The organism is Pelagibacterium limicola (assembly GCF_015694405.1).
Taxonomy (GTDB): Bacteria; Pseudomonadota; Alphaproteobacteria; order Rhizobiales; family Devosiaceae; genus Pelagibacterium; species Pelagibacterium limicola.
Genome location: NZ_JADQDB010000003.1, coordinates 125234 through 138631 on the forward strand (window position 1 = coordinate 125234; position 13398 = coordinate 138631).

Annotated in this window: 11 protein-coding genes; 6 read left to right on the top strand and 5 right to left on the bottom strand. The window is 60.0% G+C overall.

Annotated features, from left to right (window positions below):
• Positions 1–11: 11 nt before the first annotated feature.
• Positions 12–1880 carry a TRAP transporter permease gene (locus I2G20_RS06750; protein ID WP_196258938.1) on the top strand — a complete coding sequence of 623 codons (1869 nt, stop codon included), beginning with the start codon at positions 12–14 and terminating at the stop codon, positions 1878–1880.
• A 12-nt stretch (positions 1881–1892) separates the two neighbouring features.
• Positions 1893–2939 (top strand): amidohydrolase family protein, encoded by a 1047-nt coding sequence (locus I2G20_RS06755; RefSeq protein WP_196258939.1) that lies wholly within the window; start codon positions 1893–1895, stop codon positions 2937–2939.
• A 13-nt stretch (positions 2940–2952) separates the two neighbouring features.
• On the opposite strand, the gene I2G20_RS06760 is transcribed toward I2G20_RS06755, so the two are convergent.
• The gene (locus I2G20_RS06760) at positions 2953–4011 is read right to left on the bottom strand and encodes a mannonate dehydratase (RefSeq protein ID WP_196258940.1); all 1059 of its coding nucleotides are present in this window, start codon (positions 4009–4011) and stop codon (positions 2953–2955) included.
• Between the two features lie 301 nt (positions 4012–4312).
• Here I2G20_RS06760 and I2G20_RS06765 point away from each other — a divergent pair, with 301 nt between their 5' ends.
• Positions 4313–5401 (top strand): LacI family DNA-binding transcriptional regulator, encoded by a 1089-nt coding sequence (locus I2G20_RS06765; protein WP_246472920.1) that lies wholly within the window; start codon positions 4313–4315, stop codon positions 5399–5401.
• Here I2G20_RS06765 and I2G20_RS06770 read toward each other — a convergent pair.
• The 3 genes from I2G20_RS06770 to I2G20_RS06780 form a co-directional block, all read right to left on the bottom strand.
• Positions 5376–6119 (bottom strand): RraA family protein, encoded by a 744-nt coding sequence (locus tag I2G20_RS06770; protein WP_196258941.1) that lies wholly within the window; start codon positions 6117–6119, stop codon positions 5376–5378. The two genes, I2G20_RS06765 and I2G20_RS06770, sit on opposite strands and share 26 nt — an antisense overlap.
• Positions 6120–6146: 27 nt before the next feature.
• Positions 6147–8096 carry an ABC transporter permease gene (locus I2G20_RS06775; protein ID WP_196258942.1) on the bottom strand — a complete coding sequence of 650 codons (1950 nt, stop codon included), beginning with the start codon at positions 8094–8096 and terminating at the stop codon, positions 6147–6149.
• Positions 8097–8250: 154 nt separating this feature from the next.
• On the bottom strand, positions 8251–9648 hold the full coding sequence (locus I2G20_RS06780; protein ID WP_196258943.1) for an ABC transporter substrate-binding protein: 1398 nt from the start codon (positions 9646–9648) through the stop codon (positions 8251–8253).
• 314 nt (positions 9649–9962) lie between these two features.
• Here I2G20_RS06780 and I2G20_RS06785 point away from each other — a divergent pair, with 314 nt between their 5' ends.
• A complete protein-coding gene (locus I2G20_RS06785) occupies positions 9963–11084 on the top strand; it encodes an ABC transporter ATP-binding protein (protein ID WP_196258944.1) in 1122 nt (373 codons plus the stop codon).
• A gap of 28 nt (positions 11085–11112) precedes the next feature.
• Here the strand turns inward: I2G20_RS06785 and I2G20_RS06790 are convergent, their stop codons facing one another.
• Positions 11113–12270: an enolase C-terminal domain-like protein gene (locus tag I2G20_RS06790; protein ID WP_207747565.1), complete on the bottom strand. Its 1158-nt coding sequence runs from the start codon at positions 12268–12270 to the stop codon at positions 11113–11115.
• A 274-nt stretch (positions 12271–12544) separates the two neighbouring features.
• Between I2G20_RS06790 and I2G20_RS06795 the strand changes: the two genes are divergently transcribed.
• Both I2G20_RS06795 and I2G20_RS06800 read left to right on the top strand, forming a co-directional pair.
• Positions 12545–12919, top strand: coding sequence for an ArsR/SmtB family transcription factor (locus tag I2G20_RS06795; protein ID WP_196259331.1), 375 nt, complete (start codon positions 12545–12547; stop codon positions 12917–12919).
• Positions 12916–13395 (top strand): SRPBCC family protein, encoded by a 480-nt coding sequence (locus tag I2G20_RS06800; RefSeq protein ID WP_196258945.1) that lies wholly within the window; start codon positions 12916–12918, stop codon positions 13393–13395. Before I2G20_RS06795 ends, I2G20_RS06800 begins: the two co-directional genes overlap by 4 nt.
• Positions 13396–13398: the final 3 nt, after the last annotated feature.

Here is a 13398-nt window from a genome sequence, read left to right on the forward strand (position 1 = left end):
AGGCAACTGACATGGCGGCGCGCATCCTTGCGATGATTCTCATCGCAACAGGCATCCTTTGGCTTTTGGACGTTCCCAGACATCTGGGCCTTGTCATCATGGGCGAGCAATATCTCGCCCTGATGATCGGTCTGACGACGCTGACCGGGTTCGTCATGAGCCCACTCAGCAAGCGTCTCGTCGTGCTGGATTGGGTGTTCGGGATTGCGTGCCTTGCCGCCTGGATCTGGCTGGCCATGAACTACCAGCAATGGCTGATGGATCCCATCAACAGGGGGCCGCACAAATGGATTCCTGCCGTCATTGCCATTGCAGGCGTCATCGAGGGCACGCGCCGACATTGCGGTAACGTTCTCGCCATTCTTGCCGGAATCTTCATTGCGTATGGCCTTTTCGGGCACGTGCTGCCGGGAATTTTCTCGGCAGCACCGCTCGCCCCTGCCCGGTATGCACTCTACATCTTCACCGATACAAATGGCATTCTAGGTCTCGTGCTCAATGTGGGTGCGACACAAATTCTGGGCTTTATCGTTTTCGGGGCGGTTCTTAACGCCGTGGGCGGAAGCGCGGTGCTTACCAACCTGGCGATGGCCGCGATGGGCCATAAGCGAGGCGGGCCAGCAAAGGTTTCTATTCTCGCCTCCTCTCTCTTCGGTACACTGTCCGGCTCCACTGTCGCCAACGTCATGTCGACGGGCGTCGTGACCATCCCCATGATGATCCGCTCCGGATTTCCTTCGCGTTATGCCGCTGCGATCGAAGCGGTTGCCTCCAATGGCGGGCAGATCGCGCCCCCGGTCATGGGAGCAACGGCGTTCGTTATCGCCGAGTTTCTGCAGATTCCCTATTCCCAAGTCGTGCTTGCGGCGATCATTCCAGCTGCGGCCTATTACGTGACCCTCTATCTGCAGGTCGATCGCTACGCGGCCGTCAAAGGGCTTGTAGGCGAACCGCGCGAAAACCTACCCAAGCTGGGCGAAAGCATTTTCAAGGCGTGGCCACTTCTGATGCCGCTCGCCGTTCTCATGTATTTCCTGTTCGGCCTCGGATACTCCCCGGGCAAGTCGGCGCTCTATTCGGCAATGGTCGCGTATCTGAGCTTCGTCATCTTCGCCCCCAAGGGCACCCAACGGTTCGCGATACTGGGCACGATGGCGGAGCGCGCCGGCATGACGGTCGTGCCCATCCTGCTGGTCTGCGCCATTGCAGGCATTGTCATCGGCACCATCAACATATCGGGGCTCGGCTTTGCCCTGACCATGGCGCTTGGCAAGATCGCCGAGCATGGCGGCACGCTCGCCCTGCTTGCAACGACCGCGATCATCGCAATCGTCCTGGGCGTGGGCATGCCGACAACCGGCGTTTACGTGGTTGTTTCCGTTTTGCTTGCGCCAGCCCTCGTCCGCGCCGGAATCGGTGAGATGTCGGCGCACATGTTCATCTTCTACTTTGGGCTGTTGTCGATGTTGACCCCGCCGGTCGCCATCGCCTCGTATGCGGCGGCAACGCTCGCCAAATCCGATATGTGGAAGACAGGCGTGACGGGTATCCAGCTTGCCATCGTCGCCTATCTCATACCCTTTGCCTTTGCGTTCAACCCAGCATTGCTGCTGGACGGCACGGCGCTCGAAATCGCAGTCTCGTGCGTCAGCGTTTTCGCGGCAGCAATTCTGCTGGCGAACGTGCTTGCCGACCGTCGTGCGCTCGGTGGAGGCATAGGACGTTTGGCTGGGGGCGGCTTTGCCATCCTGATCGGCGCGACGACCTCGATTTTTTCCCCGGCAAGCATCGAAGCGATTGCCATCACGCTCGTTGCGGTCCCGCTTGTCGTTTTCCTCGTCTATTTCCGCGACCGCATTCCTACCCGTATATCCGAATAAGTGGAGCCCAAGGTGCCAGAAAAGAACCCCAATCCCCCCTACAAGCGCATTGCGACCGAAGAAGCCTGGGCACCCCAGGAGCTTATCAAGCTCTATCGTCAGGAGATCGAAACCAAAGCCATAGGAGAGCCCGGCTTCCACAGCCTTTGGGGTTTTTTCTCGGGCACGAGCGAGAAGGCGCAGGCACATGGGCGCCGCATCCAGGACCTGGGCGAATTGCGCCTCAAGGATATGGATGACAGCGGGATCGACATGCAGATCATCTCGCTGACCTCGCCAGGGGTGCAGATTTTCGACCCAAAGGATGCCAGCGCTATGGCCATCCGGTTCAACGATGAGTTGGCCGAGGGCATTGCCAGGCATCCCGACCGCTTCGCGGGGCTTGCCGCGTTCAGCCCGCTCGATCCGGCGAATGCGGCCAAGGAGCTGGAGCGTGGCGTCAACACGCTCGGTCTCAAAGGCGGCATCCTCAACTCGCATACGCTCGGGACCTATCTGGACGACGAGCAGTATTGGGAGATTTTCGAGGCGGCCGAAGCGCTGGATGTGCCGATCTACCTGCACCCAAACACGCCGTCCCCGCAGATGATCGAGCCGTTCCTCAAGCGCGGCCTAGATGCGGCGGTCTATGGCTTTGCCTGCGAGACAGGGCTGCATGCGCTACGGCTGATGGTCTCCGGCCTCTTCGACCGTTTCCCCAAACTGCAGATCATGCTGGGCCATTGCGGCGAGGCGCTGCCCTATTGGCTCTATCGTATCGACTACATGCACGGCCATATCTCGGTGACAGGGCGCTATCCCGATGTGGGGCCGCTCAAGCGCCGGGCGCGGGATTATCTGCTCGAGAACTTTCTCTACAGCAACAGCGGCGTCGGCTGGGCGCCGCCCGTCAATTTCGTGCGCGATGTGATCGGGCCGGATCGAATGATGTATGCGATGGACTACCCCTGGCAGTTCGTGCCCGAGGAGGTGGGCGAGCTCGAAGCCAATCTCGGGCTCGATGCGGCCGGGCTCAAGCAGTTCTTCGAGGATAACGCCCGGCGAGTCTTCAAGCTCTGATCCCTTCTATGAGCTATTGGGTTTGGATAAGTGCCTTGGTGTAGCCCAGGCAGAAGGCGAAGAAGCGTTCACGGTCCGGATCGAGATCCGATTGCGGGACATGATCCGGACAGAGCACGCCCTCGTAGCCGACCTCCCGATAGGCGCGGATCGAAGCGGCCATGTCGACGACGCCTTCGTCGGGCATAACCTCGTGGAAATCGAGGTAGCCGCCGACGATGTTGCGAAAGTGGACCATGAAAATACGCTTCTGCGGCCCGAATTCGCGGATGGCTTCGAGCACCGTCGCGTTCGGGTCGGTCGCCATCTCGGCGATGGTTCCCTGGCAGAAATTGAAACCATGCCAAGGGCTTTCGGGCGCCAGCACAATGAATTGCCGCATGCCCTCGAGCGAGCCTAGGACATGGTGGACGCCGTTCAGTCCCTCAGGGGGATAGGCCGGATCGTGGGGATGGCAGGCCAGCCGCACGCCGGCTTTTTCGGCAGCCGGCAGCAGGCCATGAACTAGATACTCGATGGCCTGCCAACCCTGCGCGCGGGAGACGCCGTCGATCTGCGTTGCCAGCACCTGACCTCCGGCCTCCGCTTCATCCAGTAAGGCCCCATCGCCCTCCTCCGGGATCAGCGTGCCGCGGTAGGAGTACAGGACGTCATCCTGCTGCGAATAGCTGGCCGCCTTGAAGCTCGAGCATTTCACACCGCCACGCCCGATCACCGGCGCGGTCCGGGTGATGCCGACCATACCCACCATGTATTTCACCATCGGAATACCGGCATCGCCCGCCGCAAGTATGTCGCGGCGCAGCCTGTCCATTGTCGCGGCGGCCTTTTCGGGATTATGCAGGCTATCAAGGAGAACCGAGCCGACGTCGAGCGCCAATCCCTCGTACTTCATGCCGAACCCTTCGACGTAGCGGCGCCGTTGGGCGAGCCTGCGGTTGTCCCAGGAACCGTTGTCTCCCAGAACCGCATGATTGGGGCGCGCGTCGTCGACAATGCCCTCGGCGCCAAGCTGAGCGGAAAGCCGCAGGCGGTCGTCGGTCGGATTGATGAGTTGTTCGCCAATATACATTGCCTCTCCCCAACGGTCAGTGCGTTTGCCGCCCAAGGCGGGGGCAGCCTGAATGCGGCCGATTAATATTATTAAAGAAATATTACTCGGCTCGCCGCCCTTTGCAATCCAGATTAACCCAAGAAAAAGTACGGGCTTTTCCTCGACTCACGGGCATGACAGCGGCTATCCAACCTTATCGAAATGGTCGAGTTGGGACGAAAGGCCGCGCCGATTCCAGGCCCCGGCGATTGCAATTTACCCTGTGCCTGTTAGAAACGACCAATATCCAAGTCTCTTGCCGCCCGGGGGCCCAGCGCGCATGTCCAGAAGCAAGAACCGTGGTGGCAGCGGCCGCCCCACCATGGTGGACGTGGCTGTAAAGGCGGGCGTTTCGCAGGCGACGGTATCCCTGGTGCTCAATGGAAGTCCGGGCGCAACGCTCACAAGTGCTACGCGGCGCAGGGTATATGAGGCCGCAGAAGAAGTCGGCTATCGTTTCGTGCGGCGCAACAGCCAGAAGAGCACGGACCCCCATTCGGTAATTGTCTTCATCGCCGACGAACTGACGGCCGACCCCTGGGTCGCGCTCGCCTATGAAGGCGCCCGCGAGAAGGCCTCGCAATTGGGGGTCGACATTTGTCTCGAAGTCAGCAATGGCGATCCCGATGTCGAGGCCGCCATTGTCGAGCGTATGCGCCGTCTTACCGTGCGCGGCTTCATTTACGCCTCCATCGTGACCCGCGCTATCGAGGTGCCCCCTGCCCTGCGCGGCCAGCGCGTCGTGCTGGTGAATGGCTACGATGCTAAGCGCGCTTTCGCTTCGGTCCTGCCGGCCAACCTGCTCGGCGCGCGCGCCGCGACCGAGCGGCTGCTCGCTGCAGGGTGCCGCCGCATCGGCTTCATTAACGGCCAACAGGGCGTGGAGTCCTCTCGCGACCGGCTGCGCGGGTATCGCCAGGCCCTGGCCAGTAACGACATTCCCTATGATGCCGACCTTGTTCGGCCTGGCAGTTTCCAGCCCCCGTCAGGCTATGAACAGACCCACGAGCTCATGTCGCTCGCCAGCCCGCCGGACGCGATATTCTGCGCCAACGACCTGATGGCGATCGGTTGTCTCGAGGCGTTGAAGGAATTGCATATCTCGGTGCCCGGCGACATCCCGGTGATCGGGTTCGATGACCGCGAGATCGCGCAATATACGCGCCCGCCACTCACGACCATGCGCTTGCCGCAGCGCCAGATGGGCGAAATTGCTGCCGAGCTGCTGCTCGACGGAACCACGGACCTCGACCCGCGCCTCAACCAGATCAAGGTCGAGTGCGAGCTGGTTGAAAGAGACTCCGTCCCGAGGCCGGAGCGTCAGACCGTTCAGAGCGAATCGGTTATTCGGGCTCTTGTCCAGTCCTGACCAACCACTCGCGGTATTCGGGCTCGGCGTCCTTGTGGAGCGGGTAGTAGCGTTTCAAAGATTCGCCGGCGAGCAGTTTTTCGCGCGAGAACTCCTCCCAGCCGTGGTCTTTGTGGGCTTTCTCGACCATCTCCTCGGCCAACGCAACCGGAACACAGACGGCCCCGTCATCGTCGGCAACGATGATGTCACCGGGCACGACCGTTACGCCACCGCATGCGACCGGGACGTTGACGGCAAAGGGCATGATATTGGTCTGGGCGTGATAATTCGGCGTGACGCCCCTGATCCAGAGGGCGAGATCGAGCTTCTGCACGCGACCCCAATCGCGGATGCAGCCGTCAATGACGACGCCCGCCCCTTTGCGCCCCTTGAAATAGGTCATCATCATGTCGCCGAATATGCCCGACGTCATATCGCCGCGCGCATCCACGACGACGACGTCCCCCTCCTCGACCTGATAGAGAACATGACGATGGAGCTGGGCTTCGACGTCGGCATATTCGCCTTCGTCCAACAGATCCTCGCGCTTGGGCATGCATTGCAGGGTCACAGCCGGCCCCGCCACAACCCGACCGGGGCTGAAACACAGAGGACCGGTGAGGAAGCAATTACGCAGCCCCATATGGGCCAGCGTTGCGCTGGCGGTGGCAGCACCGACCTCCCGCACTCTATCGAGCAGGTCCTTGTCCTGCCTGCTGATCCTGGCAATGTCCATGTCTACACGCTCCGTTGTGTCGGCGCGCTATCCTTTGACGCCGCCAACCGTCAAACCCTCGACGAGGAACCGCTGGGCGTAAATGTAAAGCACCGCCACCGGTATCGCCGTCAGCAAAGAGGCCGCCATCAGCTTGCCCCAGGGCAGGATGTCACCCACCACCATCGAGAGCATACCGATCGGCAGCGTCCGGATCGACTCCGAAGTGATGAAGACGAAGGCGAACAGGAATTCGTTCCATGCAGTTGTGAAGGCGATCAGCGTGACCGAGAGGACACCTGGCATCGCCAGTGGCAGCGTGATCTTCCAAAAGGCATAGAGCCGCGTGGCGCCGTCGATCATGGCCGCTTCTTCAAGCTCGACGGGGATCGAACGGAAATAACCGAGCAGAACCCAGGTGGCGAACGGCAACAGGAACGTCGGATAGGTCAGAATGAGCGCGGCATAAGTGTTGATGACGCCCAGTTGGGTCAGGATCTGGTAAAGCGGGATGAACAACAGCGTGCCTGGAAGCAGGTAGGTGATCAAAAGCAGCGTCGTCAGGAGGTTCGCCCCGGCGAATTTCAGCCGTGACAGTGCATAGGCGGAAAGCGCCGAGAAGGTGACCGAAATGATGGTCGAAACGGTCGCGACCAGTACGGAATTGCCCAGCCATTGCAAGAAGTTGGTCGAGTACAGCAGGGACGTATACTGATCCAAGGTAAACGGATCGGGCCAGAAGATCGAAGCCCGCTCGCTGATCTGCGGCGTCGACTTCAACGAGGTTATGATCACCCAGTAGAAGGGGAACAGAACGAAGATCAGGAATGGCACCAGCAAGGCCAGCCGGCCCACGATGCCGAGCCGAGCGATATGTTTGCGGCCGAACTGACGACCCACACCCAAGGCCGCCTGAATTGCGCGACCGATGGCCGCGAACCCGCGTGCGCCCAATTGCAGGGGCAGGAATATGATATCGAGCAGGATATCCAGTATCCGGGCGAAGACTCGGGAAACCTGGACGCCGATTCCACCCTTGCGGTTGGACGCGGATTTGCGTTCGTCCCGGCGCATGAATCTGGCCAGCAGCCAGATCAGGACCGCCATCAGGGGCGCAACCGAAAGCGCGATGGCAATGCCCGGTCCATATTGCAACGCGCCGATGGCCTTCTCATAGGCCAGAAGCGAATAGAGCTTGGTGGCGCCGGCTGGACCGCCACCCGTCATCAGGTACGGCAGACCGAACTGGTTGAAGGTCAGGATGAACGACAGCAAAAGCATGATCAGGATGACGTAGCGCAGTCCAGGCAAGGTGACATGCCGGAACCGCTGAACTGCGTCCGCACCATCGACCGTGGCGGCCTCCAGTTGCTCCCGGTCGATGGCCTTGAGGCCCGCCAGCAGAAGCAGCACGAAGAAGGGAATGCCTTTCCACACGTTCACCGCGATGATGCTCGACATCGCGAGGTTGGGATCGGACAGCCATCCAAGCGGCCGGTCGATTACACCCAAGCCCTGAAGTATCGGGTTCAAGCCACCGAAAATCGGATCGAAAATGCTTTTCCAAGCCAGCGCCGTCACGATTTCCGGAACGATCCAGGGCAACAGAATTATGCCGCTCAACACATTGCGGTAAGGCAGACGGCTATTGAGGATCAGAGCGATGATCAGGCCAGTGATCAGCTTCAGGCCAAGCGACCACAGGGTGAAGTTGATCGTGTTACCCATCGCCAGGCGATAATCCGAGCTCGACGCCAGCCTCTCATAGTTGCGCAAGCCGACGGACACGGTTTCCCCGGTCAAGAGGTTGAATGTCGTCGTGCTGAGCATGATCGCCTGGATAAAGGGCCAAGCGATGAGACCCAGCATCAGCACGACCATAGGTAGGACAAAGGGGAAACCCACACTCCAGTCCGGGCCAAAGAGCATCCTGAGCCGCTTTAGCAATGCAGGAGGTCGTTTTGAGGCGGGCAATATGGTCTCGTGAGCCTGATCCATCAGTATGGTTGCTCCGGTTTGCGCCGCGCAGGCGGCCACAATGGTCCATCCGGAACGAACATCCCGGGACACGCAGCCTCAAGAGGACGCCACCGGAACGATCGCAGACGAAGCATCGGGGACGGCGTACCGCCCCCGATCGAGGACAGTGTCCCTATTGCATCGCGCCGCCTTCTTCGAACAGGTCGACGATTTTCTGATGCGCATCCTGCGCGGCCTCGTCCGGAGACATGCGGCCGGAGATGACGTTGCCCATCGCCTGTTCCAGAATGCCCTGGGGGCGGATCGAGTCGATCAGGGGATTGGGATCCGCCGGCCAAGACGCGCCGATCCACGGATCTTCCACGCTCACCTGTTCCTTGATGATGGCGAAGTTGGGATCAGCAGCAATCAGTTCGTCGGTCCAAAGGTTTTCATAAGCCGGCATTAGCAGACCGCCAGCGACGGACGACATCGGCGTGAAGTTGTCCGGGTTGAGCAGATCGAGAGCCAGTTCCTTGGCCAGAGCAAGGTTCGGCGCACCTTTGAAGATGGTGAGCCATCCGCCGACCTGACCGCCGTCCGTGCTGGTGCCGTCGTTTAGACTTGGTTGGCGCAACAGAACGGTATTCGGGAATACCGGATTGTTATCGCGCTTGCCCGCCGCATAAAGCGAGAAGGCGTTGTGGGTGTAGCCGATATTGCCGGCCAGCCACGCCTCGTTATTGGAAATATCGCCCCAGCTTTCGACACCCGGGGGCAGCATGGCTGCGTATTCGCCGTTGCGGTCGTAGATTTTCTTGATGAATTCAAGCGCTGCAACGGTTTCGGGCGAATAGAAGGTCACCTTGAGGCCGGACGCATCCGTGAAGTGACCGCCGAAGGCATTGAAGATGCCCGAAGCAATTCCCCAACCGTCGCCGGACTGGTTGACGGTGTTGCCCCAACCCCAGAATTCGTTATCCGGATCGGAGATCGCAAGTGCCGCATCGACCCGCTTCTGCCAGGTATCGAGCGATTGGGGATCGATACCCTTCTCCCTGAGCTTGTCGCCACGGAAGAAGGTGCCCGTGGTGTTGGCGATGAAGGGAATGGAGTACCATTTGCCGTTGATCTTGCCGATCTTTTCGGCGTTGATGCCCGGCATGACACGGCCGTAGCGGCTGATAGCCTCTTCGACCACGTCGGTAACATCCTCCACGATATCGAGGACGGCCATCTGCTGGATGGACACGTTGCTGGTATAGGCGAGGTCGGGCGGATTGCCCGCGCGCACCGCGGCTGTCATCTTGCCCAGGAAATCGCCGAAGGCTTCGGCGTTCGTCGTTGAAATATCGAGTTCGACGCCCTTGGCTGATGCGAATTGGGTGACCGTTTCGCGGAATATGTTCTGTGCCGCTTCGAAATACTCGGTGCGGTGAATGACTGTAAGCTTGCCCTTCGCGCCCACAGGCAATTCCATCTCGGCATTGTCCTGCCCGAAGGCGCGAAGGCCGGTGCCGGCAGCGACTAGGCCGATGCCCGCCGCAGACGACGTCTTGAGCAAATGGCGACGCGTAATCTTGTCGTTCATATTCGTTTCCCTCCCTGACCCGCCCCGAGGCGTCGGTCGTGTGAAATGCCGATGACCGGCAAAACTGCCAGCATCCTCCTCCACAGCGGTGCCGGCGACCAAACCTATCCAGAATATTATTCATATTGCAATCACTGATTGACATCAAAAAATTAGTAATAATAATTGCATCCAGCCAAGCCATTGAAGAAGCTTGTTTAATAGCTTTGCGGCACTTGAGGGATGTATCGCGGCCTTGCTAATCCGGCCTGACCGTAGCTAAATGCCCTACGGGGAGAAATGCGTGGGCCGCCACGGCGCAAAGGAGGAATTTCATGGCCGATCTGCGGCTTAGGCAAATCGTAAAGAACTACGGCGCCGTTCCGGTCATCCGGAATCTCGACCTCGACATCGCGCATGGCGAATTGGTGGTCTTCGTAGGGCCGTCGGGTTGTGGCAAGTCTACTTTGCTGCGGATGATCGCCGGGCTCGAGGACATCACAGGCGGAGACCTTTTCATCGGCGATCGGCTATGCAACGACGTCGCTCCGCGCGACCGCGGCATTGCCATGGTTTTCCAGTCCTATGCGCTTTACCCGCACATGACGGTCTACGACAATGTCGGCTTCTCCCTGAAGCTGGCCGGCGACCCGCCGAAGGTGCGCGACGAAAAAATCCGCGAGGCGGCGCGGATCCTCAAGATGGGTGAACTCCTCGACCGCAAGCCAGCCCAACTCTCCGGCGGACAGCGCCAGCGCGTCGCCATCGGCCGCGCGATCGTTCGCCAGCCTCAAGTCTTCCTGTTCGACGAACCGCTCAGCAATCTGGACGCGGCGCTGCGCGTCGAGATGCGCATGGAAATCGCCAAGCTCCATCAGCAACTCGGCGCCACGATGATCTATGTGACACATGATCAGGTCGAAGCCATGACGTTGGCCGACAAGATAGTCGTCCTCGATCATGGCGTCGTCCAGCAGATCGGTTCCCCGCTCGAGCTGTACCGTGCACCCGCCAATCTGTTCGTCGCGGGTTTCATCGGCTCCCCCAAAATGAATCTGCTGCAGGTCGGAGCCGTTTCTGTGGACGGCTCAGGCATCAAGATCGGCTCGGACGATGTGTCCCCGGTTGTCTTTTCAGTTCCGCACCACGGTGTAGCCCCAGGCGATGCGCTCGTTCTGGGCGTTCGCCCCCAGGACCTTGTTATCGGCGGCCCCGACAGTTTTGCCACCGGCGTTGTCCAGATCGTCGAGCGCCTCGGCAGCGAGACCGTGCTCAATCTGGCAACGAGGAGCGGGGAAACGGTGATCGTCACGACAACCGGTGATGCTGAGGTCAGTGTCGGCGAAGAGATCGGCTTCGGTTTCGACCCGGCCAAGGCACATCTGTTTCTTCCCACCGGCGCAGCCGTCACCAATCGCGAAAAAATTGTGACGTCGAAGGCTGCTGCGGCCGCATGATGCGACCGGGGCAGCGCGCTCTTCCCACTCAGGAGAACCAGGTCGTCCCAGGATATTGATAGGCCCGGGCGACCTCTTCATCGAGCGTAACGCCGATACCTGGCGCGTCACTCAGCGCGATAAACCCATCTTCTATGATGTCGCGCTTCTCGGCGATGATCGTCGACCAGTAATCGCGCTTGGTCCAGTGGAACTCGAGAATGAGGAAATTGGGGATCGAAGCGCAGACGTGGGCCGACGCCATGGTACCGACGGGCGAAGACACATTGTGCGGTGCGAACGGCATTGAATAGATTTCGGCCATATTGGCGATCTTGCGGCATTCGCTCAGCCCGCCACATTTAGGGATGTCCGGCATAATGATGTCGACGGCATGCTTTTCGATCAGATCGCGGAAGCCATGGCGGAGATAGAGGTTTTCACCGGCACAGATCGGCGTTGACGTCGCCGCGGTGATCTCGCGCATGGTATCGATGTTCTCGGGCGGTATGGGTTCTTCCAGCCACATCAGGTTCAGATGCTCGAGATCGCGCGCCAGCCTGATCGCCGAATGCTTATCGAGCCTCGTGTGCAGGTCACAGGCCACCTCAACCTCCGGCCCCGCCAATTCGCTGACCATTTGGGCGAGCTGGAGCATACGGCCATATTCCCACTTGTCCGGGGTCATGTTGAAGGCGTCCTTGACGAAGCTCTCGGTCTCTGCCCCGCGATGACCGTAGGCAAAGATGTCGAGATCGATCTTGAGCGCCTTGAACCCCTGTTCGAGAATCTCGTCGACCGCGCGCTTGGCGTCGTCGAAATCAAGGCCGGGTTCGACTTCGCAATCGGCATAGACCTTGATCCTGTCGCGGAATTTGCCGCCCATCAGCTCATAGACGGGCACCCCTAGTGCCTTGCCCTTGAGATCCCACAACGCAATCTCGATACCGGTCAGGGCGGTGATGAAAGCACCTGCAAAGCCGCCTTCGAACACAAGGCTGCGTCGCAGGCTTTCGAACAATGCATCGATGGCGAAGGGATCCTGGCCGATGAGCCTGCGTTCGAGATCCGCAATCAGGGCGATGGCAGCGCTCCCCCCATGGACGCATTCCCCGAGGCCGGTGATCCCGGCGTCGGTTTCAACCCTAACCCACACATGCATGCAGTGGCCTATCGTGGCGGCCGTCTTGACAGATGTTATCTTCACGGAATTTCCAAATCCTCGCCCGCTTTGGAACGACGAATTTGGCACAACTGTTCAAAAATACTATCCTGAAACCGACCAAAATTCGCTGCGCGGGAAGTTGAAAAAACTCCAAAGGCCTTCAGGTCTGGGGGCATCCCGGCACGACCTTTTCGCAGCGCCGGTGACCTTCCGACCCTTCCCCAGTTGAGGCGGCAACCCTTTGATGCCGATGAGCACTGCCATAGCCTCTCAGCGCGCGTTGATTATGCGTAACCGATCTGTTACATTTTTTTGTATGGATGCAATCGCCCACGCGCTCGCAGACCCTGTTCGTCGTGACATCCTGCGGATGTTGCGCGACCGACCGGTAAATGCGGGCCGTATCGCGGCGGCCTTCCCGGTCAGTAGACCGGCAGTCAGCCGTCACCTGCGGGTCCTGCGCGAATCCGGACTGGTGAGTGACGAATTGAGAGGGCGCGAGCGTGTTTACCGGCTGACGCTGGATGCGCTCGTGGAATTAGAGGCGTTTCTGGCCGAATTGCGTGCGCCAAGCCGATGGGAGCGCCGGTTCATGGCACTCGAAACCGAGGTTCACCGCGTGTCGCGTACGCGACGGAGCACGCCAGTCACCCCAAAACGCTTGAACGATAGCAAGAAGGATACAGCATGAGCCTCCAGCCCACCGGCCGTGTTGACGGCAACGACCTGATCCTCACGCGCATATTCCGCGCACCCATCGACGATGTCTGGACGAGCATCACGGAGTCCGAGAGCACGGCCCGCTGGTTTGGCCGCTGGGAAGGCGACGCGGGCCCCGGCCGAACCGTGCGACTGCAAATGGTCCACGAGAAAGATCAACCCTGGGCAAACGTCTTGATCGAGGAATGCGAGGCGCCGCGCCGTCTCACCCTCGTAATGAAAGATGACTACGGGGATTGGCGCCTCCAACTGACGTTGGCACAATCGGGCGATACGACCGAGTTGCGTTTCGTGCAGAACCTGAGCGACCGCACTCTAGCGGGCGAGGTAGGGCCGGGCTGGGAGTATTATCTCGACATGCTGGTCGCCGCGCGCGAGGGCAAGGCACCGCCGTCTTTCGATGACTACTATCCGGCACAGAAAGAGCATTACCTGAAAGAAGCCTAGACC

Excerpts from the sequence above, each read along its gene's own strand:
- I2G20_RS06750 (WP_196258938.1), top strand. The coding sequence starts at position 12 with ATGGCGGCGCGCATCCTTGCGATGATTCTCATCGCAACAGGCATCCTT.
- I2G20_RS06760 (WP_196258940.1), bottom strand. The coding sequence starts at position 4,011 with ATGTATATTGGCGAACAACTCATCAATCCGACCGACGACCGCCTGCGG.
- I2G20_RS06765 (WP_246472920.1), top strand. The coding sequence starts at position 4,313 with ATGTCCAGAAGCAAGAACCGTGGTGGCAGCGGCCGCCCCACCATGGTG.
- I2G20_RS06770 (WP_196258941.1), bottom strand. The coding sequence starts at position 6,119 with ATGGACATTGCCAGGATCAGCAGGCAGGACAAGGACCTGCTCGATAGA.
- I2G20_RS06775 (WP_196258942.1), bottom strand. The coding sequence starts at position 8,096 with ATGGATCAGGCTCACGAGACCATATTGCCCGCCTCAAAACGACCTCCT.
- I2G20_RS06780 (WP_196258943.1), bottom strand. The coding sequence starts at position 9,648 with ATGAACGACAAGATTACGCGTCGCCATTTGCTCAAGACGTCGTCTGCG.
- I2G20_RS06785 (WP_196258944.1), top strand. The coding sequence starts at position 9,963 with ATGGCCGATCTGCGGCTTAGGCAAATCGTAAAGAACTACGGCGCCGTT.
- I2G20_RS06795 (WP_196259331.1), top strand. The coding sequence starts at position 12,545 with ATGGATGCAATCGCCCACGCGCTCGCAGACCCTGTTCGTCGTGACATC.
- I2G20_RS06800 (WP_196258945.1), top strand. The coding sequence starts at position 12,916 with ATGAGCCTCCAGCCCACCGGCCGTGTTGACGGCAACGACCTGATCCTC.